This window comes from Pseudoalteromonas simplex, assembly GCF_015278155.1.
GTDB classification, from domain to species: Bacteria; Pseudomonadota; Gammaproteobacteria; order Enterobacterales; family Alteromonadaceae; genus Pseudoalteromonas; species Pseudoalteromonas simplex.
The window spans coordinates 12,744-38,819 of sequence record NZ_JADILN010000014.1 but is presented as its reverse complement, the minus strand read 5'-3'; the positions used below and the strand labels follow the sequence as shown (position 1 = coordinate 38,819).

The window sequence follows — 26,076 nt, the reverse complement described above, 5'->3', positions numbered from 1 at the left end:
TCATGCTCATAAGAGCAATGTATTAAGCGTAGCCAAAATAGGTCGAAAATCTAGTTAAATAGTAGAATACATTGAGACAAAAAAAAGGCTGATTTAACAATCAGCCTTTAGTCTAAGTTACCGAAATTAAACGTGATTACTCAACGTTAAAGTGTCGGTTGAAGAAACTTGTGATGGTTTGGTGTAAGTGCGTTTGTACGCTCTTGCCACGTAAACTGTGTTTTGAGCCCGGGTAAGTCATCATTTCGAACTGTTTTTCTTGATCTTGCAGTTGTTTGAATAACTTAGTGGCGTGAGTGAATAACACGTTATCATCAGCCATACCGTGATAAATCATCAGCGGGCCTTTTAAGCCTTCAGCATACGGGAAAACTGCACTTGCTTCGTAACCTTTCGCGTTAGTTGCAGGGTGACCTACATAACGCTCAGTGTAGTGAGTGTCGTAAAGTGCCCAATCAGTAACTGGCGCACCAGAAACACCGGCTTTGAAGTAGTCGCCCGCTTTAAACATGGTCATAAGCGCCATGTAACCACCGTAGCTGTGGCCATAAATACCAATACGCTCAGGATCAACGTAATCAAGGGTGCGTAAGAACTCGACACCTTTGATTTGGTCTGCCACTTCAGCCACACCTAAGTGCTTATAAATCACGTCTTCAAATTTTTTACCACGGTTGTATGAACCACGGTTATCAAGTTGGAAAATAACATAGCCTTGTTGTGCCATGTACTGGAAGTATAAGTTTTTACTACGCCAGCTGTTCGTTACACGCTGAGCATGAGGGCCGCCATACACGTTAACAATAACTGGGTGCTTTTTACCGTCTTGGTAATTAGTTGGCTTGAATAAACGGTAATGCATGATTTGCCCGTCTTCAGCCGTTAGTGTGCCGTATTCTGGGGTGATCAAATCAGCTAGGTAAGGCGTTAATGGGTGTGACTTATCTAACTTGTTTTCTTCAAGCCAAGTGATAAATTCGCCATTAATTTTACGTAATGCCGCAGAGCCAGGCTTATTCACTGATGAGCTGTTATCGATAAAGGTTTTGTTATCTTTAGCAATCACCACATTATGGTAAGCGCCTAGCTCAGTTACGCGCTTAATTTCGCCTTTTTTGAATAGCGGTACGCTGTAAAGGTGGCTCTCAAGTGCTGTGTCTTTACGACCTGCAAAATACACGATGCCTTTTTTCTCGTCGATACCTTTTAAGCTATCAACAACCCATTCACCTTGGGTGATTTGACGGATCATTTCACCGTTTGTGCGGTATAAATAAAGGTGTTTAAAACCGTCGCGCTCAGATGCCCAAACGAAATGCTTTTTATCGTTTAAGAATTGCAAATCAAAGTGTAGGTTAATCCAAGTATCACTGGTTTCTGTTAGGGCAACCGTTTGCTTTTTAGTGTCGCTATTATAAAAACGTAACTCTAAGTTATGTTGCGAGCGGTCTTGCCACTGATAAGAAAGCGTTTTGTTATCTTTTAACCATTTTGCGCGAGCGATATAAATATCTTGATCGTCGCCTAAATCAACCCAGTCAGTTTTTTGATTGTTGATGCTTACAACACCTAACTGAATTTTAACGTTGTCGGTACCTGTAAACGGGTAGCGTTGGTTAAAAAGCTTTACTTCATCGGCGTAAATTTCATTACGGATCGCTTCTTTTACTGGACTTTCATCAACACGGGTATAAGCGATTTTAGACTCATCACCAGACCACCAGTAGCCAGTCATACGGCCCATTTCTTCTTGCGCAACAAACTCGGCCATGCCGTTTTTAATAACACCGCCACCATCTTTACTTAATTGGATTTCTTGACCCGTTTTTAAGTTAAGTGCGTATAGGTTTTGCTCACGAATAAACGATACGAAGTGCCCTTTAGGTGAGAAGCGTGCATCGGTTTCAAATGCGTCTGTGTCGGTTAATTTGCGGCTTTTAGCTGAGGCAAGCTCGTAATAGTAAAGGTCGCCATTAAGTGGGAATAAAAGCGCTTTACCATCTTTAGACCATTTATATTCTAAGATCCCTTTACCAAAAATACGTTGGCGCTCACGGCGTGCTTTTTCTTCATCAGATAAGTTTTCTGGACCAGAAAATAGCGCAGCAGAGTCAACTAATAAGCGGTTTTTGTTATCTTTTAAGTTGTATTCCCATAGATCGTAGCGGTTGTAATCATCGGTTTTACCTTGCAGGTAAGTGACACGACTGCCGTCTGGAGAGAATTTAAGTTGTACAGGCGCTTTGCCTGCTAAGCTTGGATCGTCAAAAATACGCTCAAGTGTGAGTGGTTCAGCAGTCACACTAAATGCAGTGGCCACCACTGGCAGAGCAAGTGAGAGAGATTTAATTTTTTTTAGCACAGGAGTACCTTCGCTCGAATAAAAACTGCCATGATGTTAATGGTAAGCTTAGGCAACTGCAACAAAATGCTATAAAGTAGGATTTGATTACCCAATATCAAAGGATTTATTGATGAAAAATACTGATACGTCGTTTTCTCTGGCCCCAGAACTACAACGCGACTGCATTGAACTTGCGGATTGGCCACTGTGTAAAGTATTGCTGATGAATGATAGCCAATACCCTTGGTTTATCTTAGTGCCAAGAGTTGCAGACGTTAAAGAGATTATCGATCTGTCTGAAGAGCTACAAATTACCTTATTACAAGAGTCGGGCAAACTGAGTAAGTTGTTACAACAGGTATTCAGCCCAGACAAACTCAATATAGCAGCATTGGGTAATATGGTACCGCAATTACATGTTCATCATATTGCACGCTTCACTACCGATCCGGCTTGGCCAGCGCCTATTTGGGGGAAATTACCGGCAGTTCCATATAGCGATGAACAAATAGAGCAACTAAGAGCACATTTTTAATCAATCATATTAAATTGCGCTAAGCTAAGTAGATGCGAAAAATAAGAGACTAATAAAAGTGAAAAGCACAGTAATAGCCGTATTGGCTTTTCTATGTTCATTTTCCGTAACAGCAAAAAGTTTTTACTTTGTTGGGAGCCATTTCCCCGCAATCTTAGAACAAGATCAACAAGGTACAGTGATTGGTTTAGGTGCTGATATTGCTCATGAAATTTGTCGACGCCTTGGGCATGAACTCGTCATCGATATCATGCCACTAAAGCGTGCTTTAAAAATGGTTGAGCAAGGCCATGCAGATGCCATTATCGGTCCTTATAAGTCTCTTCAACGTCAACAATATATGCAATTTAGTGCCTTGCCATTTTATGAAGATCCTATTGTCTTTTTTACCAAAAAAAATAGCGATGTAACTTGGGCTGGTAATTTCGCAAGCTTACGTAAAGACGTGATTGGTATTACTCGGGGTTGGAATTATGGTTCAGAATTTAAACGCAATAAATCAAGTTTAACTTTGTCAGAAGTGGCGAGTGTTAAAGCTAGTTTTTTACAGTTAATGCATAATCGAGTTGATCTAGTGATGACTCACCCGCGAGCTGCTCTTCCGATTATTGATGATTTATCAATTTCTAGTAAGGTTATCATGCTGTCGCCAATCATTACGGTGAATCAAGGCTATTATGGTTTCACTAAGCAACGGGAGCTTAATGAGTTTATAGATGACTTTAATTCAGAGTTTAATAAGATGTTGATTAGTGGTGATATAGTCCAGCTGAATAGCAAATATGGATTAAGTTTTGTCGCACGAGAATAATAAAAAACGCTGCAATTGCAGCGTTTTTTATATCAGACAAGGCTGGTATTAAAGGCCTAATACTTCTTTGCCTTGTTTGAAAGTAACATCAACTGGGATATTAGCTTGGCTTAATTTTTCTAAATCTTTCGCTAGCTCAGCTTTGATCTCACCATGAGTTGCGATTAGCTGATCAACTTTTTGGTAATCACCGTCACCTTGAATCGTTAAGATTAAGCGCGATAGTTTTTCCATTGCTTGGCTCATTTTCTCCATGTTAACGCTGTATAAGCCGTCAGCATTTTTAGAAAATGCGCCTTCTTCAGCGAAGAAGTTAAAGCGGATCATATTCGCTTTACCATGTGCGCTTGAAGCACCAAAACGCACTGAACGGAAGATACCAGCCATAAAGGTGATGTAGTAATCTTCTAATGTACCGTCAGTGATCTCGCCTTTCTTAAGTAATTGCTCAACCATGTAAAGACCTAAGATATCCGCTTTACCTTCTTCAAGGGCACTTGCATGCTCTTGCAATGATTGGCGAACAGTACCCTTACCCGTAATGGTGTTTTTAATGCCTAAACCGTGCGCTACTTCGTGGAACATAGTGTTTGCGAAGAAAGCGTCAAAGGTAATGTGTTTACGTTGCTCAGGAACAATTAGCTGCTCTGAAATAGGCACTAAGATTTTATCGAACTTAGCACGCATTGCGTTTTTAAGCTGTAAACGACGTGTGCCTTTTTCTAGCTGTACTTGCTCATCATTTGGCAAGTTGATAGCAATTGTTTTACTACCCGCATTTGAGTGGCCTGCGTAATAAACGACATCATAAGCATTTAAGTCAGCGTCTGAACCTGGGACTTCTTGCTTATATTTTTCGTCTACAGGTAAACCTTTTTGTAGCTCTGGTAAGAAAGCAGCGAATTTAGCTAAACGCTCGCTCCATGCCAAGTCTTTGATTAGTACATAAGATTCATACGCCGCACGGTAACCAAATAGTTGATCTTCATAGGTTTCAATAGGACCAATAACCACATCAATAGGGTTATTTTTCATATCCATCCATGCAAAATCAGATGGTTGAAAGTCATCATTTACTAGTGCATCTGCACGCATGCTTAAGTAGTTAGCGAATTCTTTATCATCAGCTAGCTTGCTTGCTTCACGTAACAAGTTGGCTGCTTTTTCTAGCTCTTGTGCGTACTCAACAGAGTAAGCCACACTGTAAAGAAGGCCTTTCTCGTCACGTTTGATCACTGAGTAAAGACCTGTTTTGTCATCAACGATTGCGTTGTTTAATTCTTCTTTAGTGATATCGCTTGGGTAAAATTCAGCGCCTAGAGGCTTTTCTTCATAACCTGATAAGAAAACTTGGTCGCCGTTTAAGCGATCCCAAGGGCCGTAGTTGATATCTGCAAATTTCTGAACTTTTTCATCATTGATTTTTGCTAAGAAAGCGTCTTTGTTCTCACCAAATGCTTGGCGCCAGAATAGCTCATCCATAATTTTTGAGGCATCGATCAACTTACCAACCATTTGCTTTTGGTTATCACTCAGGTGGCTAAGATCAGAAGTAAGTGTGAAGTCTGTGTAAATGTCTAAACGGTTTTCATCTGCATTGATAAGTTGTGGGTTGTTCTGTTCAATACTTTGCTTTGTTTGCTCTGCAGCAGGCTGAGTTTGAGAAGTGGTTGCTTGCTGATCAGAACATGCACCAAGAAAAACAGCACCTGATAAGATAAGTGCTTGGCTAATTTTATTTAATGTCATTTTGCCCGTTCCCGATTTTAGTGAGAGTCATTGTTATTAAAACAAAAAGTGTATGCATTAAAGCAAACCTGCCATATACATGGCAAGTATACAGCGCTAGAAGCGATATTTATTTATCAGTTACATGATTAAAAAGCATAAAAAGAGATAATTTCTGTGATTTTCTTAACTTTAGCGTTAAGTTAGACAATACTAAAACAAGAACTAATCTAATAATGTCAGTCATTAGTTTGTCTTTATTTTGGCAAACTAACCCAAGAGGATGGCACGCATATGTCAACAGAGAATGCATTACTGACCATATTGGTCGACAGAATAAATAATGACACTTTAGTGTTACCGACATTACCTGAAGTTGCAGTAAAAGTGAGGCAAGCAGCAGATAACCCAGAAGTAAACTTGATGGATATGGCAGATGTTATCTCCCATGATCCAGCGTTATCGGCACGAATGATTAAAGTGGCCAACAGTGCATTTATGGGGCGCTCAGTTAAAGTCACCAATCTTCATCAAGCCGTCACACGAATTGGTCTACGTCAAATCAAAAATATTGCCACCGCAATGGCGATGGAACAATTGTTTGTATCGCATAATGAGCTGATAAAAGGGTATATGGATAAAGCATGGCAAAAAACCCTTAAAGTTGCATGTCACTCAATTACTCTAATGGACTTTTTCTTACGTCGAAATAAGCAAACATCACTGAACCGAGATACCATTACGCTAGCTTCATTAGTCTATAACATAGGCGTGTTGCCAATTTTGACTGAGGCTGAAAAGCACCCTGAAGTTTTTGCAAATCCAAGTTTTTTAGCACACGCTATCCAAAAGTTAGGAGGCAAAGTAGGTGGCGCAATTATGCGTGCTTGGGGCTTTACTGATGAGTTCGTCGAAGTTGCTGAAAGCTGGGCAAATCCAAACTATCGTCCAGAGCATATATGCTATGTTGACTTTATTCGTATTGGCGCGATTTTAGAAGGCATCTTGCAGGTTTCTGACAAATCGGCAGCATTGCAAACATATGTAGATAAAGGCGTAATAGAATCGCTTGAGTTATTTAATGAAGACGAATATCACGATATGCTTGATGAGGTCAAAGCCATTTTTACTGAATAGCTAAAAACACAAAGCGCGACCAAGTCGCGCTTTGTGTTAATTAACATTTAGGTTAATTTTATAAATCTTCAGCGTCGCCTAAGCCTTGGGTCAGCTCTTCTAGCAACTGTTTAATTTCTTCTGACGCTAAGATGAAGTCAGCATCAAGTTTTACCGCCATATCTTCTTTTGGAATGTCGGCGTTTTCTTCTTTTAATGTTTCTGAATAGCTTAGACGCTTAATCGAACCATCGTTTTGTAGCATGAACTTAACGCGTTCTTGCCAATCAAGAGCCAGTTTAGTTACGCGCTTACCATTTTCTAGGTGTGACTTTACTTCGTCACATGATAAGTCATGGCCTTTCAATTTAACCTGAGCACCACTGTCATCGGCTTCTTCAAGCTCTGCATCGTTACCGATAGAGAAGCCTTCAGGAGTGCTGAAATTAGTTAACCAATCTGTTAAAAATACATCTAAATCATAATTAGCAAATGCAGGTACGACAGGTAGCGTGCCAAGTGATTTACGAAGTAGGGCTAAGAGCTCTTCTGCTTTATTAAAGCTTGCGCTGTTAACGACAACCCAGCCATTCTTTTGGTCAATAAACGCAAACTGTAGGCTCGACTTTTTAAATGCTTGAGGCAGTAAAGTGTGCAGAATATTTTCTTTTAGTTCGTCTTTTTCTTTTTTCTTTACCGGACGGTTTTCTTCCGCTTCGATTTGCTCAACTTTCTCTGCAACCAATTCGTTGATAACGGCCGCAGGCAGTACTTTTTCTTCACGCTTAGCGCATACTAAAATGCTGTCTTGAGAGAAGTGAGATAGAGTTTGACCATGCTTACCAAAGGCTTTTGTCCAACCAAATGTTGAAAGCTCTTGGCCTGTACATGAGCGGAACAGATCTTGTTCTAGGGCTTTGTCGAAGTCTTCTTGAGAGTATGAAACGTCTTGTTTAAAACGGTAGCAGATAAGGTTACTAAACCACATAATTAGGCTAATCCTTTCAATAAATTTGCCCAATCATAACAATAAAAAACTGATGCCGAAATGAATCATTTCGCCATCAGTACGAATTGCTTATGAGTTAAACATTGAAAGCGGTTTAGGCATGTTTTTTGGGAAACTAATATGGTAATGCAAGCCTTTTCCAACTTCGCTTGTTACTTCTATATCACCGCCAAGGGTTTGCTTCACTAAGTTTAAAGTGATATGAGTACCTAACCCACTGCCACCCTGATCACGCTTGGTTGTGAAGAACGGGTCAAACAGTTTTTCTAGCTGATGTTCGGATACACCATTACCATTATCTTTAAAGTCGATAACGACTTCATCTTCTTCGTCTTTAATTATGATATCTATGATGCCACTTTCAATACCTTCAAAGCCATGAATAAGTGCGTTCATGATCAAGTTTGTAAAAATTTGGCTAATAGCGCCTGCAGGCAGGTTGAGTGTTAAATCTTCAGGGCAATCTAAATTGATATGATGAGATGTTTTCTTTAGTTTTGGATGTAAAGAGCGGATCACTTCACCTAAATACTCTTTGAAATTAATAGTACGTACTGCTTCACTGGCTTGATCGACTGCAATTTGTTTGAAACTTGCAACCAACTCTGATGCACGGTCTAAATTACTAGTAAGTAAGCTAGTGCTTTGCTTGGCGTCATTAATAAACTCTTCAAGCGCTTTTGGTGATAGGGTTTTTTCTTTGTATGCCGCTTCAATCTGATCTAAACGTTCTTGTAAAAATGAAGTCGCAGTCACACCAATCCCGATTGGTGTATTTACATCATGGGTAATACCTGCAACTAAGCCGCCTAAAGCAGCCATTTTCTCGGAGCCGACTAGGCGCTCCTGTGCTAAGTTCAACTCATCAACATAGCGCTGTAACTCAGTTTGCTTGGTTATGAGTTCTTGTTCAGTTTGTTTACGAAGGTCTATCTCTTCAGTCAGTGTTAGCTTTTGTTTTTCTAATTCATATTTCTGTTGCTGCAAATCCATCATCGCTTGGCTAAGGTTAGATGTTTTGCGCGCGACTTCTTGCTCTAACTGTAAATTATGTTGATCGAGTTTTTCATTACTAAGTACAAGCTCTTTCTGAGTATGTTCCAGTTCTTCTCGGTAGAGAACAACTTTATCTATTAAACGGTTAAAAGATTCTTCCATTACTTTTAATTCGTTGTGTTCAGTTGTGTGGATCTCGATATGGCGACCTTCTAAATCGTTTAGTTCAAGATCTTCAATTTGTTCTGTAAATTGCGCAAGTGGTTCAGTTAAGCGTTTTCTAAATGCTAGTAAGAAAAGTATGATCAAAAAGGTGGTTTTGATCATTGCGTTACCGATTAGAAAATAAATAGAGATCATGATGCGGCTAAATACCACTTCTCGGCTTGAGAATAAGGTTACATCGCCTACTTGAGTTGTTTTACCCGAAAACTCAAAAATAAGCGGAAATGTATAGCCGAATAAACCGGATGGTGTATCTTCAATTATCGCTTCTTCTTGCACTAACTGCTGGCTATATAGCTCGTGAATATCTAATGAGCGACCTAATTGTGAGAGTACCTCGCCACTATCATCGCGCACAATAATGCCTTCGATCATAGGAATTGCGAGTAAGCCTTCAGCTGTTGTGATGGTTTGTTTATCGTTAAGTTCCCAAATTGCACGGGTTAAACTACGGCTAAATGTTTTTTGTAAAGTGGTTAATTCGTCACGAATGTAATCTTTAGTGTTTACATATTCAGCAATAACCTGCCCACAGGTCACTACAAAAGTGAGTAAGAAGTAGACCGAGAGCACATTTGTTAACAATTCTTTTGATAGGCTTTTCTGTAACATAGAATACCCATAGCTCCTTGGTTACATTTGTAATACATTCAATTAGTTCTAAAGTTAGCTAATAAACGGTTAAAAATAAATAAATAAATCCTTTTTTACTGGAGTATTTATAAATTGTTACTATTTTTTAAAAAAACTTAACCTTACTGCACCAATAAAAGTGTGTTATAAATTTCGCTCGTCTTTTACTTTAGCCTTTTTAGATGTTGTATTTGCTACAGCGAAGATTTTTATATTCATGAATAACCCTAATTTTTCAATACTGGTTTGTGATGATTCAAGTATAGCTCGCAAACAAGTAGTTCGGTGCTTAGGTAACTGTTTAAGTGCTGATATTCAACAAGCAACCAATGGTCGAGAAGCACTTGCTTTACTACGCGAGCAAAACTTTGATCTATTGTGTTTGGATTTAACTATGCCAGAGCTAGATGGTGTTGCTGTACTTGAAACGATCAAAGCAGAGAAAATAGAGTGCTTTGTTATAGTGATTTCAGCTGATATTCAAGCGCAAATGAAGCAAAAAGTAGTTAGTTTGGGAGCCATTGATTTCATCGATAAGCCAATAGATATTGTTCGACTGAAAGCAACTTTGCATAAATTTGGTATTCATTAATATTTTTTATAACAAAAGCGCATAATTTATCTTTTCTTTAAGGGTTGACAGCTTGGCTACATTTAAGGCAGTCTAAAGGCTATGAAAACATTTAATCACGCAACGACCATTATTATTACAACCATCATCCTTACGGGATAGTGGCATAGGTCGGTGCAACAAATTTATAGGCCTGTGTTCACTAGAACACAGGCCTTTTTCGTTTATGGAATGAGGAAACATAAATAATGCGAGTATTAAAATTTGGTGGGTCGTCCTTGGCCGACTACGCATGTTTGCAACAGGTAGCTCAGTTAGTCAAAGAAGAATTACGCGATGAAATGCTGTTAGTGCTGTCAGCACCAGGTGGCATGACAGATTCATTAGTAGCATTAGCAAGCGCCGCAGAGCAGGGGCAAGATTTTAGTGAGTTATGGCAAGCATTGGTTGCGCGCTGTGAACAATTAAAAGCTGCTGTTGAAGCTGACTTTGGTCAGGTAGTGAATTGGCCTGATTTAAACGAACTTAAGAATAAACTGGATGGTGTTGCACTTTTGAAGTGTTGCCCAGACCAAGTACGTGCTTATGCAATTAGTTTTGGTGAGCGCGTTAGTGTTGCCTTGATGGAGTGTATGCTTAACGAAAGTAATGCTCGTTATTTAGAAGCAACAGACTGTATTGCATCTGTAGGTGGCTACATTGATGCTGAAGCTGACTTGGCCGCAAGTAAGTTACGTTTTCAAGCTGCATTAAAAGCGGCACCGAGCACAATTTATATCATGCCGGGTTTCACTGCTGCCAATGAGCAGGGGGAACTAACAACACTTGGTCGCAATGGTTCAGATTACTCAGCAGCTATTGCGGCAGCATGCCTAGAAGCTGATGTATGCCAGATCTGGACTGATGTTGACGGTGTTTACAATGCTGACCCGCGCTATATCAAAAAAGCATCTAAGGTTGATTCTTTATCTTATAAAGAAGCAATGGAGCTGTCTTACTTTGGTGCGAAAGTATTACACCCGAAAACGATTTTACCTTGTGCTAAAGCAGGTGTGCCGTGTGAGATCAAAAATACTCATAACCCACGCGCTGAAGGTTCAGTGATCAGTAACGACAGTGTGTCGAACGAGCCTGTTAAAGCGCTATCAAGTTTACAAAACCTCGCTATGTTAACGGTGTCTGGCCCAGGTATGAAAGGCAAAGTGGGTATGGCATCAAAAGTATTTAATGCATTGGCGCATGACAATGTGTCAATTGTACTAATCACACAATCTTCGTGTGAATTTAGTATCAGTTTCTGTGTGCATGAGAGCGACCTATCACTTGCTCTAGAAGCATTACAAATTGCTTTCGAATTAGAATCACAAGCCGGTTTAATCGAACCAGTTCAAGTACAGCGTAACCTTGCGATTGTAACCCTAGTTGGTGATAACATGCGTGCGCACAAAGGCTTAGCAGCTAAGTTCTTTGCTTCATTAGCTCAAGCGCAGGTTAACATTGTTGCTATTGCACAAGACTCGACTGAGAGTGCTATTTCAGCGGTTATCGATGGTGAACTATGCAACGACGCAGTGAAAGTGTGCCATGAGAACTTCTTTACTCACATTCCTTCAATCGATGTGTTTTTACTTGGCTGTGGCTTAGTAGGTCAAGAACTTATCCAGCAGTTAAAGCGTCAACAAGCATGGCTTGAAAAACGTAATATTAAACTGAACTTGTACGGTGTTGCTAATTCAAGGCAGCTTTATCTAGATAGAGAAGGCATTGCTTTTGATGGTTGGCAAGACAAATTAGCCGTGTCAGAGCAGGCATTTGATTTAAATTTGGTCGAGCAATTTGTTAAACAAAACCATTTAATTAACCCTGTGATCGTAGATTGTAGCTCAGCCGATAAGCTTGCTGGGCAATATGTTGATTTCTTGAATGCCGGTTTCCACGTTGTTGCGGCAAACAAAAAGGCCAATACTAGCTCGTATGCTTACTACCAAGATTTAGTTGTAGCGACACAGAAGAATAATCGTAAGTTTTTATACGAAACAAACGTAGGTGCAGGCTTACCAGTACTTGATAACCTGAAATCACTCTTTGGTGCCGGTGATGAACTTATTAAGTTCAGCGGTATCTTGTCGGGTTCATTATCGTATATGTTTGGTGCGCTACAAGATGGTTTATCACTTAGCGAAGCCACGTTAAAAGCAAAAGAAAGTGGTTTTACAGAACCAGATCCGCGTGATGATTTATCAGGCACTGATGTTGCTCGAAAACTACTGATCATTGCTCGTGAATCGGGTCTTGAGTTAGAACTAAGCGATATCGAAGTTGAATCAGTTTTACCAAAAGGGTTTGCAGAAGGTGATTCTGTAGCAGATTTCATGGCAAAACTACCATCACTTGATGCACAGTTTAACGACCGTATACAAAGTGCTGCAAGCGAAGGTAAAGTACTTCGTTATGTGGGTACTATAGAAAACGGTCAATGTAAAGTAGGCATTGAAGCCGTAGATAGTAGCCATGCTCTTTATGATATCCGTGACGGTGAAAATGCACTGGCCATCTTAAGTCAATATTATCAACCTCGTCCGTTTGTTATTCGTGGTTATGGCGCAGGTGCTGAAGTAACGGCTGCAGGCGTATTTGCTGATATTTTAAAAACGTTAACACGTTAGGAGCTGGTCATGATCCGTGTATATGCACCCGCTTCAATCGGGAATTTTGCTGTCGGCTTTGATGCGCTAGGTGCTGCGCTAGCACCTATCGATGGCACCTTATTAGGCGATGTTGTAGAGGTGAGTGCCGCTGAGCAAGATACTTTTGTCTGCTCTGGCGACTATGCCCACAAACTGCCTGCTAATGCTGAAGAAAACTTGGCTTATCAATGTTTAATTCATTTTAAAGAACACGTTGCACCGACTATGCCAGCGGTAAAACTTGAGCTTAAAAAGAACCTACCAATTGGTTCAGGTTTAGGTTCGAGTGCCTGTTCTGTGGTGGCTGCGTTTGCAGCCCTTGATAAGTTCGCTGAAACCAGCTTATCTCAAGAGCAACTTATCGAGTTGATGGCTGATTTTGAAGCCATTGTTAGTGGCGGTCGTCATTACGATAACATCACACCCTGTTATTTAGGTGGCTTGCAATTAACTGGTGAACTCATTCCCAACAAGTCAATTTCGTTACCTGTTGATAATCAATGGTATTACGTAGCGGCTTTTCCGGGATTTTCACTGAATACCGCAAAAGCGCGTTCGGTCTTGCCAACGCAATTATCAATGCACGACAGTGTTGAGTTCGCACAGCGACTTTCTGCATTTAGCAGCTTATTGCTTACAGGTCGCTTTGACGCAGCGCTTTCCATTATGAGTGATGAAATCGCTGAGCCACATCGCGCACCGCTCATTCAAGGCTTTGCCAAAGCAAAGAGTGCCTTGCCAGAACTTGGTGCAGAGATTGTCAGCATTTCTGGTGCGGGCCCAACATTATTTACCGTGTGTAAGAGCCTGGAAGCTGCTAAGCAGTGTGCAGCTTGGCTGAATGATTATTACATCAATGAGCAGGGCTTCTGCCACATCTGCCAACTTGATCAGCTTGGCACACGACAGCTTTAAAGAATTTAAGGAATAAACATGCAATTACATAATTTAAAAGATGAAACACAACAGGTGTCGTTTGTTGAAGCGGTAAAAACGGGTTTAGGGCGTAATCAAGGTGTATTCTTCCCTAATAGCCTTACACCAATTCAAGACATTGATAAGTTACTTGATTTAGACTTTGTGAGCCGTAGCAGTAAGATTTTATCGCACCTGATTGGTGACGAGATTCCTGCCGATACCGTTGCACAGATGGTGCAAAATGCGTTTAACTTTGATGTGAAGTTAGTTGAAGTAGAAAAAGATATTTATTGTCTTGAATTATTTCATGGCCCAACGCTTGCGTTTAAAGACTTTGGTGGCCGTTTTATGGCTGAGTGTCTTGCGCAATTTAATCAGGGTGAAAAAGTCACGATTTTAACGGCTACATCAGGCGATACAGGGGCTGCAGTTGCCCATGCATTTTATAATAAGCCAAATATCGATGTCGTGATCTTATACCCGAAAGGTAAAATTTCATTAGCGCAGCAAAAGCTATTCACAACGTTAGGCAACAACATTCACTGCTATGCGGTTGATGGTAGCTTTGATGATTGTCAAAGCATGGTAAAACAGGCGTTTTTAGATGATGAAGTGAAACAAAAGCTTGGTCTGAATTCAGCAAATTCAATTAATATCAGCCGTTTAGTTGCACAGGTTTGCTATTACTTTGAAGCGATTGCTCAATTACCAAAAGAGCAGCGTAGTAAAGCGCATATCTCAGTTCCAAGTGGTAACTTTGGTAATGTGTGTGCCGCGATGATCGGTGCTGTGCTTGGTATGCCAGTAGCGAAATTAAGCGCTACAACTAACCAAAACGACACGGTGCCACGTTTCTTACAAAATAAAGAGTGGGCACCGAATGATACGCTTGAGTCACTATCGAACGCGATGGATGTAAGTAAACCGAATAACTGGCCGCGTGTTCAGTTTATGTTGGATAACGAATGGTTTAGTTATAATGACTTTTATTCAAGCTGTGTTGGTGAAGAAGAAACAAAAGAAGTGATGAAAAAAATTCATCAAACCGGTTACATCGCAGAGCCTCATACTGCAATTGCTTATCAGGGCTTGAAAGAAAATCTAGCCGATGGCAGTGCAGGTATCTTTTTAGCGACTGCACACCCAGCTAAATTCAAAGACAGCGTAGAGCAAATTTTAGACATCGAATTGCCTATGCCGAAACCACTAGCAGATGCATTAGCAAAACAGTGTTTAGCTGAAGATATTAAGTTTGATTATCAATTGCTTCGCACTGAGCTGTTTAATAAATTAGCTTAGTGCTTAATAAAGGTATAAAGAGCGGCTAAGCCGCTCTTTTTAATGCAGTCTTTTAATGAAGCCTTTAATGAAGTAACGAATGACTATGTCGGTTTAAAACCCGCATGATAAGAATGACCCCGGCCGAAATACACAGCAAAATACTGATCATCGAGACGAGTTCACTGTGCGTCCATTGCATCAAGGTGAATGCCGAAATAAAAATGATAAAGGGTTTAAATTCATAGTAATAGCGACGTTTTTTTTGTTTAACACGCTGGCTTGAATGATCGGTTCTTCTGGCTTCTGAACGCATCCGCCAAATATTAGCACCTAATAAAAATAAGATTACACCGATGAGAGTTGGTACATAATTATTTGCCAATGCGATACAGCTTATGCCAAGAAAAAAATATCCGTAGGGGACTAATTCATATATTGGTTTAGCTAACATGTACTTATACCATCCTTGATATTGACTAGTCCCATAAGCTTAGTTTGTCCCTATAAAAACGCAATTTAATCGGGCGGTTTTTCGTTGAAATAACATTTTAAATATCTATGAAATATTTTAAATATATAAATTTTTGTTATGTATCAATAAAAAAATATCATTATTAAAACACTGTGAAATAAATTCAATCCCTGTTTAAATATGTTCATCTTTACAAGATAGGCAAAAGTGCGTTTTAAGCGTACAATACAGCCTTCAAAAAACACCATACACGTTGCCTTAGGAGACCCCATGTTAGAACGTAGCATGAATATTTCGGATTTCGATCCAGAGTTATTTGCAGCCATCACTAAAGAGACGGCTCGTCAAGAAGAGCATATCGAACTGATCGCGTCTGAAAACTATTGTAGCCCACGCGTACTTGAAGCGCAGGGTTCTCAGCTTACCAACAAATACGCTGAAGGATACCCAGGCAAACGTTACTATGGCGGTTGTGAGCATGTTGATGTTGTTGAGCAATTAGCAATTGACCGTGCAAACGAATTATTCGGCACAGATTACGCTAACGTTCAACCGCATGCGGGCTCACAAGCAAACGCAGCTGTTTTCCAAGCACTTCTTCAGCCGCACGATACAGTACTAGGTATGAGCTTAGCTCATGGTGGTCACTTAACTCACGGTTCACACGTTAACTTTTCTGGTAAAACGTACAATGCAATTCAATATGGCCTAAACGACGAAACAGGCGAAATTGATTATGCTCAAGTTGAAGCACTTGCATTAGAGCACAAGCCAAAAATGATCATCGCTGGTTTCTCTGCATACTCAGGCGTTGTTGACTGGGCTAAATTCCGTGAAATCGCTGATAAAGTTGGCGCATACTTATTCGTAGATATGGCTCACGTTGCTGGTCTTATCGCAGCGGGTGTATACCCAAGTCCAATCCCTCACGCACACGTTGTTACAACAACAACTCACAAAACATTAGCGGGTCCTCGTGGCGGTCTAATCGTTTCTGCATGTGGTGATGAAGAGATCTACAAAAAGCTAAACAGCGCCGTTTTCCCTGGCGGTCAAGGTGGTCCTTTATGCCACATCATCGCTGCTAAAGCGGTTGCTTTCAAAGAAGCTTTACAACCAGAATTCAAAGCGTACCAAGCACAAGTTGTTAAGAACGCTCAAGCTATGGTTGAAGTACTGCAAGAGCGTGGCTACAAAGTTGTTTCTGGTAAAACAGACAACCACTTATTCCTTCTAGACCTAATCGATAAAGATATCACAGGTAAAGATGCTGACGCTGCTCTAGGTAACGCTAACATCACTGTAAATAAAAACTCAGTACCAAACGACCCACGTTCACCGTTTGTAACGTCTGGTCTTCGTATTGGTTCTCCGGCTATTACTCGCCGTGGTTTCAAAGAAGCTGAGTCAAAAGAGCTTGCTGGCTGGATCTGTGACGTACTAGACAACATCAACGATGAGTCAGTACAAGCAGAAGTAAAAGAGAAAGTTAAAGCTATCTGTAAAAAATTACCAGTTTACGCTTAATTACTGGTTAAACCGTAATTAAGATAACAATAGCGTTGTTTTTTGCTATCATAAAGGCCGCTTACTAAGCGGCCTTTTTGTTTTTTATAAACGGAACTAGAACCCTATGCATTGCCCTTTTTGCACCGCAAAAGATACTAAAGTAATTGATTCTCGACTTGTTGGCGGTGGTCACCAAGTGAGACGTCGACGTGAATGTAACGAATGCCATGAGCGCTTTACCACCTTTGAAGGCGCTGAACTTGTGATGCCAAGAGTCATCAAGCAAGACGGTAGCCGCGAACCATTTAACGAAGACAAGTTACTGAATGGCTTGCATCGCGCTTTAGAGAAACGCCCAGTGAGCACTGAGCAGGTCGACGAAGTCGTTAACATCATTAAATCTCAACTTCGTGCTACCGGTGAGCGTGAAATCTCTAGCCATTTAATTGGCGAATGCATCATGGAGTCGCTGAAAAAACTCGACAAAGTAGCCTATGTGCGCTTTGCATCGGTTTATCGTTCATTTGAAGACATTCGCGAGTTTGGAGAAGAAATCGCTCGTTTAGGTGATTAATCATGTCGTTTACAGAACTTGATACTGTTTACATGGCGCGTGCCATTGAGCTTGCTAAACACGGCCGTTTTACTACCACGCCAAACCCGAATGTTGGCTGTGTACTGGTTAAAGATGACGAAATAGTCGGTGAAGGGTTTCATCAAATCGCAGGGCAGGGCCATGCTGAAGTGAATGCGTTGGCTGTAGCTGGCGATAAAGCAAAGGGCGCCACTGCCTATGTCACTTTAGAGCCTTGTAGTCATTATGGACGCACTCCGCCTTGTGCCGAAGGTTTAAAAGCTGCGGGTGTAAGCAAGGTGATTGCTGCTATGGTTGACCCAAACCCTGCGGTAAGTGGTCGCGGCCTGCAGATATTAGCTGACGCTGGTATTAGTGTGGCATCTGGCTTACTTGAGCAACAAGCGCGCGATTTAAACAAAGGCTTTTTAAAGCGTATGGAAACTGGGTTGCCATATGTAACCTGTAAAATGGCGTGTAGTTTAGATGGTAAAACTGCGCTAAATAACGGTCAAAGTAAATGGATAACAGGCCCTCAAGCGCGCCAAGATGTGCAAGCATTTCGTGCGCAAAGCTGCGCTATCTTAACCGGTGCAGACACCGTTATTACTGATAATGCAAAACTTAATGTCCGTGTTGATGAGTTGCCATTTCCCATGCCAACCTCGTTGCCTTTGCGCCAACCAACCCGAATCATTATTGACTCACAAAACAGGTTAACGCCTGAGCTTGCGTTATTCAGCATCGAGAGCCCGGTAATAATTTTTACCACTTCGCTTGATAATCACACCAAGTGGCCTCACTTTGTTAAACACGAAGTGGTGCCAGCAGTTAACAATAAAGTTGATTTATCGGCGGTTTTAAAGCGTCTTGCTGAACTGCAATTTAATCATATTTGGCTCGAAGCGGGGGCAACCCTTGCTGGGGTGTTTGCCGAGCAAGATTTAATTGACGAATATATTGTTTATATTGCCCCTAAGTTAGTAGGTGATATGGGCAAAAGCTTACTAAACTTTGCAGAAGTCACCATGATGAGTGATATCACTGAATTGACCTTTACTGACACAGTGATGATTGGCGACGATATTCGCTTAACAGCGACAAAAGCAAAGCAAGCCACAAAAATTGAAAATAAAGAGTAGCACTATGTTTACTGGAATTATTGAAGCAACAGGTAAAATTGTTGAACTAACACAAAAGCAAGGCGATCTAGCTATTCGTATTCAAAGCGCTAATTTGGATATGGGAGACGTCAAGCTCGGTGACAGTATTGCCACCAATGGTGTGTGTTTAACGGTTGTCGCTAAACATAGCGATGGTTTTAGTGCTGACTTATCAAACGAAACAATTAGCTTAACTGGGTTTGCACATTATAAAAAAGGGCAAACAGTTAACCTCGAAAAAGCTATGCAACCGGTTTCTCGCCTAGGTGGGCACTTAGTGTCAGGCCATGTTGATGGTATTGCTACTGTCGAAAGTATTAGTCCTAATGCTCGTGCAACTGAGTATTGGTTAAGTACTGACAATGATTTAATGAAGTACATTCCGTACAAAGGCTCGGTGTGTATTGATGGCATTAGCCTAACCGTCAACGAGGTTGAACAAAATCGCTTTAAGCTAACGATTGTTCCACATACTGCTGAGCAAACAACGATTGCAGAATTTCAGGTGGGTACTCAGGTGAACTTAGAAGTTGACCAGATTGCTCGCTATTTAGAGCGCCTAATTAAAGGGGCTGAACAACCTTCCCGTTCAGACATATCAATGAGCTTGCTCGCACAAGCTGGCTTTATTAAGTAAGCAAAGATACGTCACTATTAATCATACTCTCATGGGCACATTATGAATTTACACAGCGCGCAAGAAATTATCGATGACATTAAAGCCGGTAAAATGGTTATTTTAATGGACGATGAAGACCGAGAAAATGAAGGCGATTTAATTATCGCGGCAGAACATATCAGTGCTGATGCCATCAACTTTATGGCAACACACGGCCGTGGTTTAATTTGTTTAACAATGACACAAGAGCGTTGTCAGCAGTTAGAATTACCACTGATGGTTAAAAATAACGGTGCAGCTTTTTCAACTAACTTCACTATGTCGATTGAAGCGGCGAAAGGCGTAACTACAGGTATTTCAGCAGCCGACCGCGCACGTACTGTACAAGCCGCAATCGCTAAAGGTGCCGTACCGAGCGATATCGTACAGCCAGGGCATATTTTCCCAATTATGGCGCAGCCTGGTGGCGTGTTAACACGTGCTGGTCATACTGAAGCGGGTTGTGATTTAGCACGTTTAGCAGGTCTTGAACCTTCATCTGTGATTGTTGAAATTCTAAATGCAGATGGCACTATGGCCCGTCGCCCAGATCTTGAAGTATTTGCTAAAGAGCATGACTTAAAGATTGGCACTATTGCAGATTTAATCGAATACCGAAACCTAAACGAAACCACCATTGAGCGTGTTGCTAAATGTAAACTACCAACGGATCATGGTGAGTTTGATTTAGTGACCTACAAAGACACAATTGATGGTCAGCTTCACTATGTTTTACAAAAAGGTGAAGTATCGAAAGATGAGCCAACGTTAGTACGAGTTCACTTACAAAGCACCTTTAACGATATTCTATTATCAGATAGAAGTGCTGATCGTAGCTGGGGCTTATCAGATGCTATGGCTTATATCGCTGAGCATAACGGCGTGCTGGTTATCTTGGGTAAACAAGAATCAACTGAAGATTTAGAAGCAACCGTTAAAGCCTTTGCCGCTGAAGATGCGGGCGAAAATGTCAGTCATCGTAAATTCCAAGGTACCTCGCGTACTGTGGGTGTTGGTTCGCAAATTTTGGCTGATTTAGGTATTGAAAAGATGCGCTTAATGAGCCGTCCTAAGAAGTACCACGCGCTATCTGGTTTCCACTTAGAAGTGGTTGACTATGTTGAGCCTCGCTCTTAATTTGGGAAAATAGATTTACTAGGCTACTTTTATATTTTTGTGGTATTATGCGCCGTAATTTTTGCGCAATCGCAACCGCTTAAACTTATTTTTTAGGGTTATTAAATGAAAATTATTGAAGGTAACAAATACGCACCGGGCAAAAAATTTGCCATTGTCATTTCTCGCTTTAATGACTTTATTGGTAGCAGCCTATTAGCAGGTGCTGTTGATGAGCTTAAGCGCACAGGTGGTGTTTCTGAAGACGACATTACTGTTGTTTACGTACCAGGTGCCGTTGAATTACCTTTAGCAGCGAAACGCGTTGCAGCAAAGAAAGAACACGATGCAATCATCGCTCTAGGTGTCGTGATCAGAGGTGGTACGCCACACTTTGATTTAGTCGCTGGCGAATCAAACAAAGGTCTTGCACAAGTATCTCTTGAGTACGATATCCCGGTTGCATTTGGCGTATTAACCACTGAAAGCATTGAGCAAGCAATTGAGCGCGCAGGTACCAAAATGGGTAATAAAGGCGGCGAAGCTGCTTTAGGTGCGCTTGAAATGGTTAATGTGTTAGACAAAATTTAAGTTTAAGGAATCTCTGTGAAACCAGCAGCAAGACGTAAAGCACGTATCTTAGCACTTCAAGCCGTATACTCTTGGCAGTTAAGCGGCAACCCAATTGCTGATATTGAACAGCAAATGTTAATTGAAAATGATGTGACTAAGATCGACGTCGAATATTTCAAAGACCTAGCACGCGGTGTTGTTGTTAACTGTAAGCAATTAGATGAAATCGTTGCACCACATTTAGCACGCCCAGCTGATGAGTTAGACATGGTCGAAAAAGCAATTTTACGTCTGTCTGGCTATGAGCTGAAATTCCGTGAAGACGTACCTTACAAAGTGGCAATCAATGAAGGCATTGAGCTTGCTAAGATGTTTGGTGCTGAAGACAGCCATAAATTTGTCAACGGTGTACTTGATAAAGCAGTGAAAGAACTGCGTAAGTAAGTAACCCCGTAAAGGAGAGCCGGCTTGGGCCGGCTTTTTTGTGTATGAAGGAATTTGAATTAATCAATCGTTACTTTAAGGGCCGTGGCATTATTCGCCGTGATGTGAACCTAGGTATTGGTGACGATTGTGCCTTAGTAACTGTGCCTGAAAACTGTCAATTGGCGGTAACAACAGATACTTTAGTTGCGGGCGTACACTTTTTTGATGACATCTCTGCGCGTGCTCTTGGGCATCGAGCTTTAGCTGTTAACTTAAGTGATCTTGCGGCAATGGGCGCTGAACCTACGTGGATTTCGGTAGGCCTAACTTTGCCTGAAGCAAATATAGAGTGGCTTGAAGAGTTCACTGAAGGCATGCATGAAATTGCAGAGTACTTCAATGTGCAAATCATTGGTGGTGATACCACTCAAGGTCCTTTAACTATTACGATTTGTGCTAAAGGCATCGTGCCTGAAGGCAAAGCACTGCGCCGTAGCGGTGCTAAAGTGGGCGATTGGATTTATGTAACTGGTCCGTTAGGTGATGCTGGTGTAGCCATTGAAGCCCGTAAACAAGGCCTCGATATCGCCCCTGAACACTTAAGCTATTTAAATAATCGTTTTGATTATCCGACGCCACGTGTAGCAGCCGGTCAGGTTTTGCGAGGCGCTGCCTCTGCGGCTATCGATATTTCTGATGGCTTGTTGGCAGATTTAGGCCATATTTTAGCGCTATCGCAAGTTAGTGCAGTGATCAATGTCGATAAAGTGCCTGTTTCTGATGCATTAAATTCGTCGATTCCACGTGCCGAGCAGTTTGATTATATCTTAAATTACGGTGACGACTATGAGTTGCTGTTTACTGTGCCAGAAAGCAATAAAAGCATGGTTGATATGAAACTGCGCCAATATGGTGTAGAAGCAAGCTGTGTAGGTCAAATTAAAAGTGGCGAAGGTGAGATTGAGCTATTGCTTGACGGCGAAAAGTTTAACTACCAAGGAAAAGGCTTTCAGCACTTTACAAAGGAGCCGGTTTGAGCAGTAACCGTTTATTCAATTTAAAACGCCCACACCAATTTTTTGGTCTGGGTTTTGGCTTAGGCCTTGCCCCTAAAGCGCCAGGCACCTTTGGTACCTTTGCTGCCTTGCCATTTATTTTCACCACAATGTATTTTCCGCTTTGGTTACAAATTGTATTTGCTGTCGTGATCAGCGTGTTTGGTATTTGGGCATGTGGTAAAACAGCAGATGACTTAGGGGTGCATGATCATCCAGCCATTGTTTGGGATGAAGTTGCTGGTTATTATATCACCATGATTGGTGCTGCACTGAGTTGGCAGTCACTGTTGGTTGGTTTTTTATTGTTCCGCTTTTTTGATATCGCTAAACCAGGTCCTATCAGAATTTTAGATAGACGTTTACACGGGGGCTTGGGCATCATGGCTGATGATATTTTAGCAGGTATTTTTTCATTAATTTGTGTTCAAGCCTTGTTTAAAGCAGGCTATTTGCCTTTTTAAACGATGAGTTAAGTGTTACTTGGTGGCAAGTATATGATGCGATTTCTAGTTGTCTGTTTGTTGATGCTTTGCAGCTTGCCTGCGTTTGCATCTATTACTGACTATGTCGTCAAACAGTGGAACATCCAAAATGGCTTGCCATCGCAATCATTAAAAAGTATTGCTCAAGATGAGCAAGGCTATATGTGGCTGGGTACTCAGTTTGGCTTAAGCCGCTTTGATGGTAATACGTTCACTAACTTCAATACGCAAAACAGCGACTTCCTGCCAAGTAATGGTATCAATAAATTACTAGTCGATAGCACAGGGTTACTTTGGGTTGGTACCAAGAATGGTTTAGTAACACTTGATCCTAAAACCATGATGTCGCAAACCTTTAACGTTAAAGGTCCGGTGCGCGATATTCTCGAAGATTCCAAAGGCAGTATTTGGATTGCAGCGAATGGCCTTTATTATGTTGCTCGAAATCAAGTCACACTCAATCAAAACTCCGCGTTAATTGTACCTGTATCTAATGCCACTGCTATTACGCAAATTGTGGGTTCGGTGAGTCAAATGGCATTGTCGCCAGAAGGCATTTGGCTGGTTAATGAGCGTCACTTATTGCGTTTAACTAATACCTCTTCTGATTTTGCGAAATTACGATTAGAGCTGACTGCCAAGGTTTCACTACCTGAACGATTAGCGCAAACCATTATTCATGACATGGCGTGGCTTGAAGGTAACTTGTATCTTGCATCAGAGCTTGGTGCCTACTTTCTTGATTTAGATGACGAACTGCGTCCATTCCCACTGCCAAATGCCAGTAACTCTGCCGTTTATAAGTTTATGAGCGACTCCGATGGCGCGCTATGGATCTCTACTTATGGACGCTTATTATTCCGTAATAATTCAGGAGATTGGCAATGGGTTGAACCTAGCCAGCTCGATCAAAGCATTTGGTTTGCCGATATTTTCCGTGACAATCAAAATAACATTTGGCTGGCAAGCTTCAGTGAAGGCTTATGGCTTGCTCACGAAGGGCGTATTGAACGTCACTCAGCTATCTCAAATATGACCGAAGCGGTGATGGCGATTAGCCAAGCGCCTGATGGCAAATTATGGGTGGCTAACCGTAGCGGTGTTGGCTACTTCGACTACAACAAGAATTTTGTAAATCAAATTCCGAGTAATCAGTTTGGTCGAGCAGCAGTGCACGACTTACAATTTGATGGTGATCGTTTGTACATCGCAACAGGCCGCGGTGTGTTTTATTACGAAAACCAAAACCTGTATACGGTGCCTGGGCGAGCGCTGCGCGATAACCCAGTATTTGCAATTAGCCGTTCTAGCAAAGGTGGATTTTGGCTCGGTACTGGCCGCGGTATGTACCGCTTAAGTTATGGTGGTTTAACACCTTTTGCATACAATGCCTTCTTAAGCAGCAAATTTATTACTTATGTTCATGATGAGCAAAATTTTGGCTTAATAGGTACCAGTAAAGGAGCTTATTACTTTACCGACCGCGGGATTGAAAAAATTGGCGACCAAACTAGTTTAGAAAGTGCTTACGTCACCAGTATTTTGAATATCGAAGGAGTGGGAATATTAATTGGTTCACTTAACGATGGCTTATTTTATCGCAGTACCAAAGGGCAGTGGCGTCAGTTAGATGCCACCGATGGTCTACCGTATGGCTCTATTTTCAGTCTAGTTTACGACAAGCAATTAAAACGTATTTGGGTCAGTACTATGAAAGGCGTATACCGTATGCCTGTAGAGCAGTTTGGTACTGATATCGAAAGTTTAAAAGTAGAACAAGTGATCTCATCGTTTGACCGTCAACTTGACGGTAAAGCCAGTCAATGTTGTGCAGGCCTTGGCCATGATGCTGTAGCAGACACAGGCAACTCTATTTGGTACCCAAGTCTGCAAGGTGTGGTAGAAATACCAAAGAGCGTTGAGCTGTTTGGTGTACAAGCACTTAAGCCTCGCATTGAAAGCTTGATCACGCCGCTTCGTCATTTAAGTACCGCAACTTTAGGTAATAAGCCTGAGCTACAAATTGATGAACGCGATGTAACGTTAAAATATACCGCGATTGATTATTATGCCCCTTCAAGTATCGAGTTCCGTTATCGTTTAAGTGGCTTAGACAGTGACTGGCGTTATGCCAATACTCGTCGTGAGGCAATCTATACCAACTTACCGCCGGGATCGTTTTTGTTCCAACTTGAAGCAAAGCGTCGTGGTGAAGATTGGCAAAAAGCACGTCGTACCGAGTACAGCTTTGTAGTGCCGCGTCGTTTTGATGAGACTATTTATTTTAGACTCTTGATCACCAGCAGCTTTATTTTACTGTTCTACCTCGTGTTTTGGGTATTTAGAGCGCAAGAGAAACGTAAGCAATTAGCGCTTGAAAGCTTAGTAACAGAACGTACCGTAGAGCTTCGAGAAGCTAACGATAAGCTTAACCAAGTGAACTCACAGCTTAAGCTAGTTAGTCACTCAGATGAGCTTACAGGCTTACGTAGCCGTCGCTTCTTGTTTGATCAGCTCCCTAAAGATATCGAACACTTCCAGCGTAACTCACAGTCATTGCAAGCGCAGGGTAAGTCGCTAGTGCTATTAATAATAAACTTTGATAACTTCAGCCGCATTAATGATGCGTATGGCCCACTTGCAGGCGATAGCTGTTTACAGCAAATGGCGACTTTGTTGAATAGCCGTACTCAAGGTTCTGACTATGTTGCGCGTTGGAGTGGTGATGAGTTTTTACTCTTACTACGTGATTTCAAACGCACAGCAATAGACAATTATGTGGCCGATTTATGTGAAGCAATTGCAGCAAACCCATTTAGATTACCGAATGGGCAGTCGACCACTATCACTGCGTCGATTGGTTGGTCTTTTTATCCATTACCTTTACTGGGTGGCCAAGTTATTGGTTGGGAAACCTCAGTTAACCTTGCCGATATCGCACTGCATCAAGTTAAAAAGCGCGGTGGCGATGGTGTAGCAAACATTACCTTTGATGAGCAATTAGATGCCTTTGAGTTCGAGCAAAGCAACAATGTTGATCAGCAACTCAGCGCACTGCAAGCCAATGGTTTAGCCGATATTAAAATTTGGATGCGTTAATACTCTCTAAACTAAGTGAGCAGGTATAAAAAATGCCTTACCTAGGGCTAGATAAGGCATTGGAGGCCAACAGAGGCGTTCGTTACCTAAAC

22 protein-coding genes are annotated in these 26,076 nt (G+C 41.4%); 17 read left to right on the top strand and 5 right to left on the bottom strand.

Annotated features, from left to right (window positions below; genetic code table 11):
* Positions 1-136 precede the first annotated feature (136 nt).
* Positions 137-2,362 carry a S9 family peptidase gene (locus tag IRQ78_RS18540; RefSeq protein WP_138600392.1) on the bottom strand — a complete coding sequence of 742 codons (2,226 nt, stop codon included), beginning with the start codon at positions 2,360-2,362 and terminating at the stop codon, positions 137-139.
* Between the two features lie 112 nt (positions 2,363-2,474).
* On the opposite strand from IRQ78_RS18540, the gene IRQ78_RS18535 reads away from it, so the two are divergent.
* Positions 2,475-2,879: an HIT domain-containing protein gene (locus IRQ78_RS18535; RefSeq protein WP_138600394.1), complete on the top strand. Its 405-nt coding sequence runs from the start codon at positions 2,475-2,477 to the stop codon at positions 2,877-2,879.
* A 58-nt stretch (positions 2,880-2,937) separates the two neighbouring features.
* The gene (locus IRQ78_RS18530; protein ID WP_194442891.1) at positions 2,938-3,690 is read left to right on the top strand and encodes a substrate-binding periplasmic protein; all 753 of its coding nucleotides are present in this window, start codon (positions 2,938-2,940) and stop codon (positions 3,688-3,690) included.
* A gap of 48 nt (positions 3,691-3,738) precedes the next feature.
* Here IRQ78_RS18530 and IRQ78_RS18525 read toward each other — a convergent pair whose 3' ends face one another.
* Positions 3,739-5,439, bottom strand: coding sequence for a dipeptidyl-peptidase 3 family protein (locus IRQ78_RS18525; protein WP_138600398.1), 1,701 nt, complete (start codon positions 5,437-5,439; stop codon positions 3,739-3,741).
* A gap of 273 nt (positions 5,440-5,712) precedes the next feature.
* Here IRQ78_RS18525 and IRQ78_RS18520 point away from each other — a divergent pair, with 273 nt between their 5' ends.
* Positions 5,713-6,555, top strand: coding sequence for an HDOD domain-containing protein (locus IRQ78_RS18520; RefSeq protein ID WP_054552584.1), 843 nt, complete (start codon positions 5,713-5,715; stop codon positions 6,553-6,555).
* A gap of 58 nt (positions 6,556-6,613) precedes the next feature.
* Here IRQ78_RS18520 and rdgC read toward each other — a convergent pair whose 3' ends face one another.
* The gene (gene rdgC / locus IRQ78_RS18515) at positions 6,614-7,522 is read right to left on the bottom strand and encodes a recombination-associated protein RdgC (RefSeq protein WP_054552583.1); all 909 of its coding nucleotides are present in this window, start codon (positions 7,520-7,522) and stop codon (positions 6,614-6,616) included.
* A 90-nt stretch (positions 7,523-7,612) separates the two neighbouring features.
* Entirely contained in the window at positions 7,613-9,376 is a 1,764-nt protein-coding gene (locus tag IRQ78_RS18510) for a sensor histidine kinase (protein ID WP_054552582.1), read from the bottom strand.
* Positions 9,377-9,614: 238 nt separating this feature from the next.
* Here IRQ78_RS18510 and IRQ78_RS18505 point away from each other — a divergent pair, with 238 nt between their 5' ends.
* The 4 genes from IRQ78_RS18505 (at position 9,615) to thrC (ending at position 14,872) form a co-directional block, all read left to right on the top strand.
* Positions 9,615-9,989, top strand: coding sequence for a response regulator (locus tag IRQ78_RS18505; RefSeq protein ID WP_138600400.1), 375 nt, complete (start codon positions 9,615-9,617; stop codon positions 9,987-9,989).
* Positions 9,990-10,216: 227 nt separating this feature from the next.
* Positions 10,217-12,634, top strand: a complete 2,418-nt coding sequence (gene thrA, locus IRQ78_RS18500; RefSeq protein WP_194442890.1) for a bifunctional aspartate kinase/homoserine dehydrogenase I — start codon at positions 10,217-10,219, stop codon at positions 12,632-12,634.
* 9 nt (positions 12,635-12,643) lie between these two features.
* Positions 12,644-13,570 carry a homoserine kinase gene (gene thrB / locus IRQ78_RS18495; protein WP_194442889.1) on the top strand — a complete coding sequence of 309 codons (927 nt, stop codon included), beginning with the start codon at positions 12,644-12,646 and terminating at the stop codon, positions 13,568-13,570.
* A gap of 18 nt (positions 13,571-13,588) precedes the next feature.
* A complete protein-coding gene (thrC, locus tag IRQ78_RS18490; protein ID WP_194442888.1) occupies positions 13,589-14,872 on the top strand; it encodes a threonine synthase in 1,284 nt (427 codons plus the stop codon).
* Positions 14,873-14,936: 64 nt separating this feature from the next.
* Here thrC and IRQ78_RS18485 read toward each other — a convergent pair whose 3' ends face one another.
* Positions 14,937-15,236, bottom strand: coding sequence for a hypothetical protein (locus tag IRQ78_RS18485; protein WP_138615810.1), 300 nt, complete (start codon positions 15,234-15,236; stop codon positions 14,937-14,939).
* 360 nt (positions 15,237-15,596) lie between these two features.
* Here IRQ78_RS18485 and glyA point away from each other — a divergent pair, with 360 nt between their 5' ends.
* The 10 genes from glyA to IRQ78_RS18435 all read left to right on the top strand — a co-directional run bounded on the left by glyA (position 15,597) and on the right by IRQ78_RS18435 (position 25,984).
* Entirely contained in the window at positions 15,597-16,853 is a 1,257-nt protein-coding gene (gene glyA, locus IRQ78_RS18480; RefSeq protein ID WP_054552577.1) for a serine hydroxymethyltransferase, read from the top strand.
* Between the two features lie 106 nt (positions 16,854-16,959).
* Entirely contained in the window at positions 16,960-17,409 is a 450-nt protein-coding gene (gene nrdR, locus IRQ78_RS18475) for a transcriptional regulator NrdR (RefSeq protein WP_054552576.1), read from the top strand.
* 2 nt (positions 17,410-17,411) lie between these two features.
* A complete protein-coding gene (gene ribD, locus IRQ78_RS18470) occupies positions 17,412-18,551 on the top strand; it encodes a bifunctional diaminohydroxyphosphoribosylaminopyrimidine deaminase/5-amino-6-(5-phosphoribosylamino)uracil reductase RibD (RefSeq protein WP_194442887.1) in 1,140 nt (379 codons plus the stop codon).
* Between the two features lie 4 nt (positions 18,552-18,555).
* Positions 18,556-19,209: a riboflavin synthase gene (locus IRQ78_RS18465; protein WP_194442886.1), complete on the top strand. Its 654-nt coding sequence runs from the start codon at positions 18,556-18,558 to the stop codon at positions 19,207-19,209.
* 42 nt (positions 19,210-19,251) lie between these two features.
* On the top strand, positions 19,252-20,367 hold the full coding sequence (ribBA, locus tag IRQ78_RS18460; RefSeq protein WP_138615817.1) for a bifunctional 3,4-dihydroxy-2-butanone-4-phosphate synthase/GTP cyclohydrolase II: 1,116 nt from the start codon (positions 19,252-19,254) through the stop codon (positions 20,365-20,367).
* 105 nt (positions 20,368-20,472) lie between these two features.
* Positions 20,473-20,937 (top strand): 6,7-dimethyl-8-ribityllumazine synthase, encoded by a 465-nt coding sequence (ribH, locus tag IRQ78_RS18455; RefSeq protein ID WP_054562661.1) that lies wholly within the window; start codon positions 20,473-20,475, stop codon positions 20,935-20,937.
* A gap of 15 nt (positions 20,938-20,952) precedes the next feature.
* On the top strand, positions 20,953-21,363 hold the full coding sequence (gene nusB, locus IRQ78_RS18450; protein ID WP_054552571.1) for a transcription antitermination factor NusB: 411 nt from the start codon (positions 20,953-20,955) through the stop codon (positions 21,361-21,363).
* A gap of 44 nt (positions 21,364-21,407) precedes the next feature.
* Complete coding sequence (gene thiL / locus IRQ78_RS18445) at positions 21,408-22,382, top strand: thiamine-phosphate kinase (RefSeq protein WP_194442885.1); 975 nt, start codon at positions 21,408-21,410, stop codon at positions 22,380-22,382.
* A complete protein-coding gene (locus IRQ78_RS18440) occupies positions 22,379-22,864 on the top strand; it encodes a phosphatidylglycerophosphatase A family protein (protein ID WP_062566077.1) in 486 nt (161 codons plus the stop codon). Before thiL ends, IRQ78_RS18440 begins: the two co-directional genes overlap by 4 nt.
* Before the next feature lie 33 nt (positions 22,865-22,897).
* Positions 22,898-25,984 carry a ligand-binding sensor domain-containing diguanylate cyclase gene (locus IRQ78_RS18435; RefSeq protein ID WP_194442884.1) on the top strand — a complete coding sequence of 1,029 codons (3,087 nt, stop codon included), beginning with the start codon at positions 22,898-22,900 and terminating at the stop codon, positions 25,982-25,984.
* The last annotated feature ends 92 nt before the right edge of the window (positions 25,985-26,076 follow it).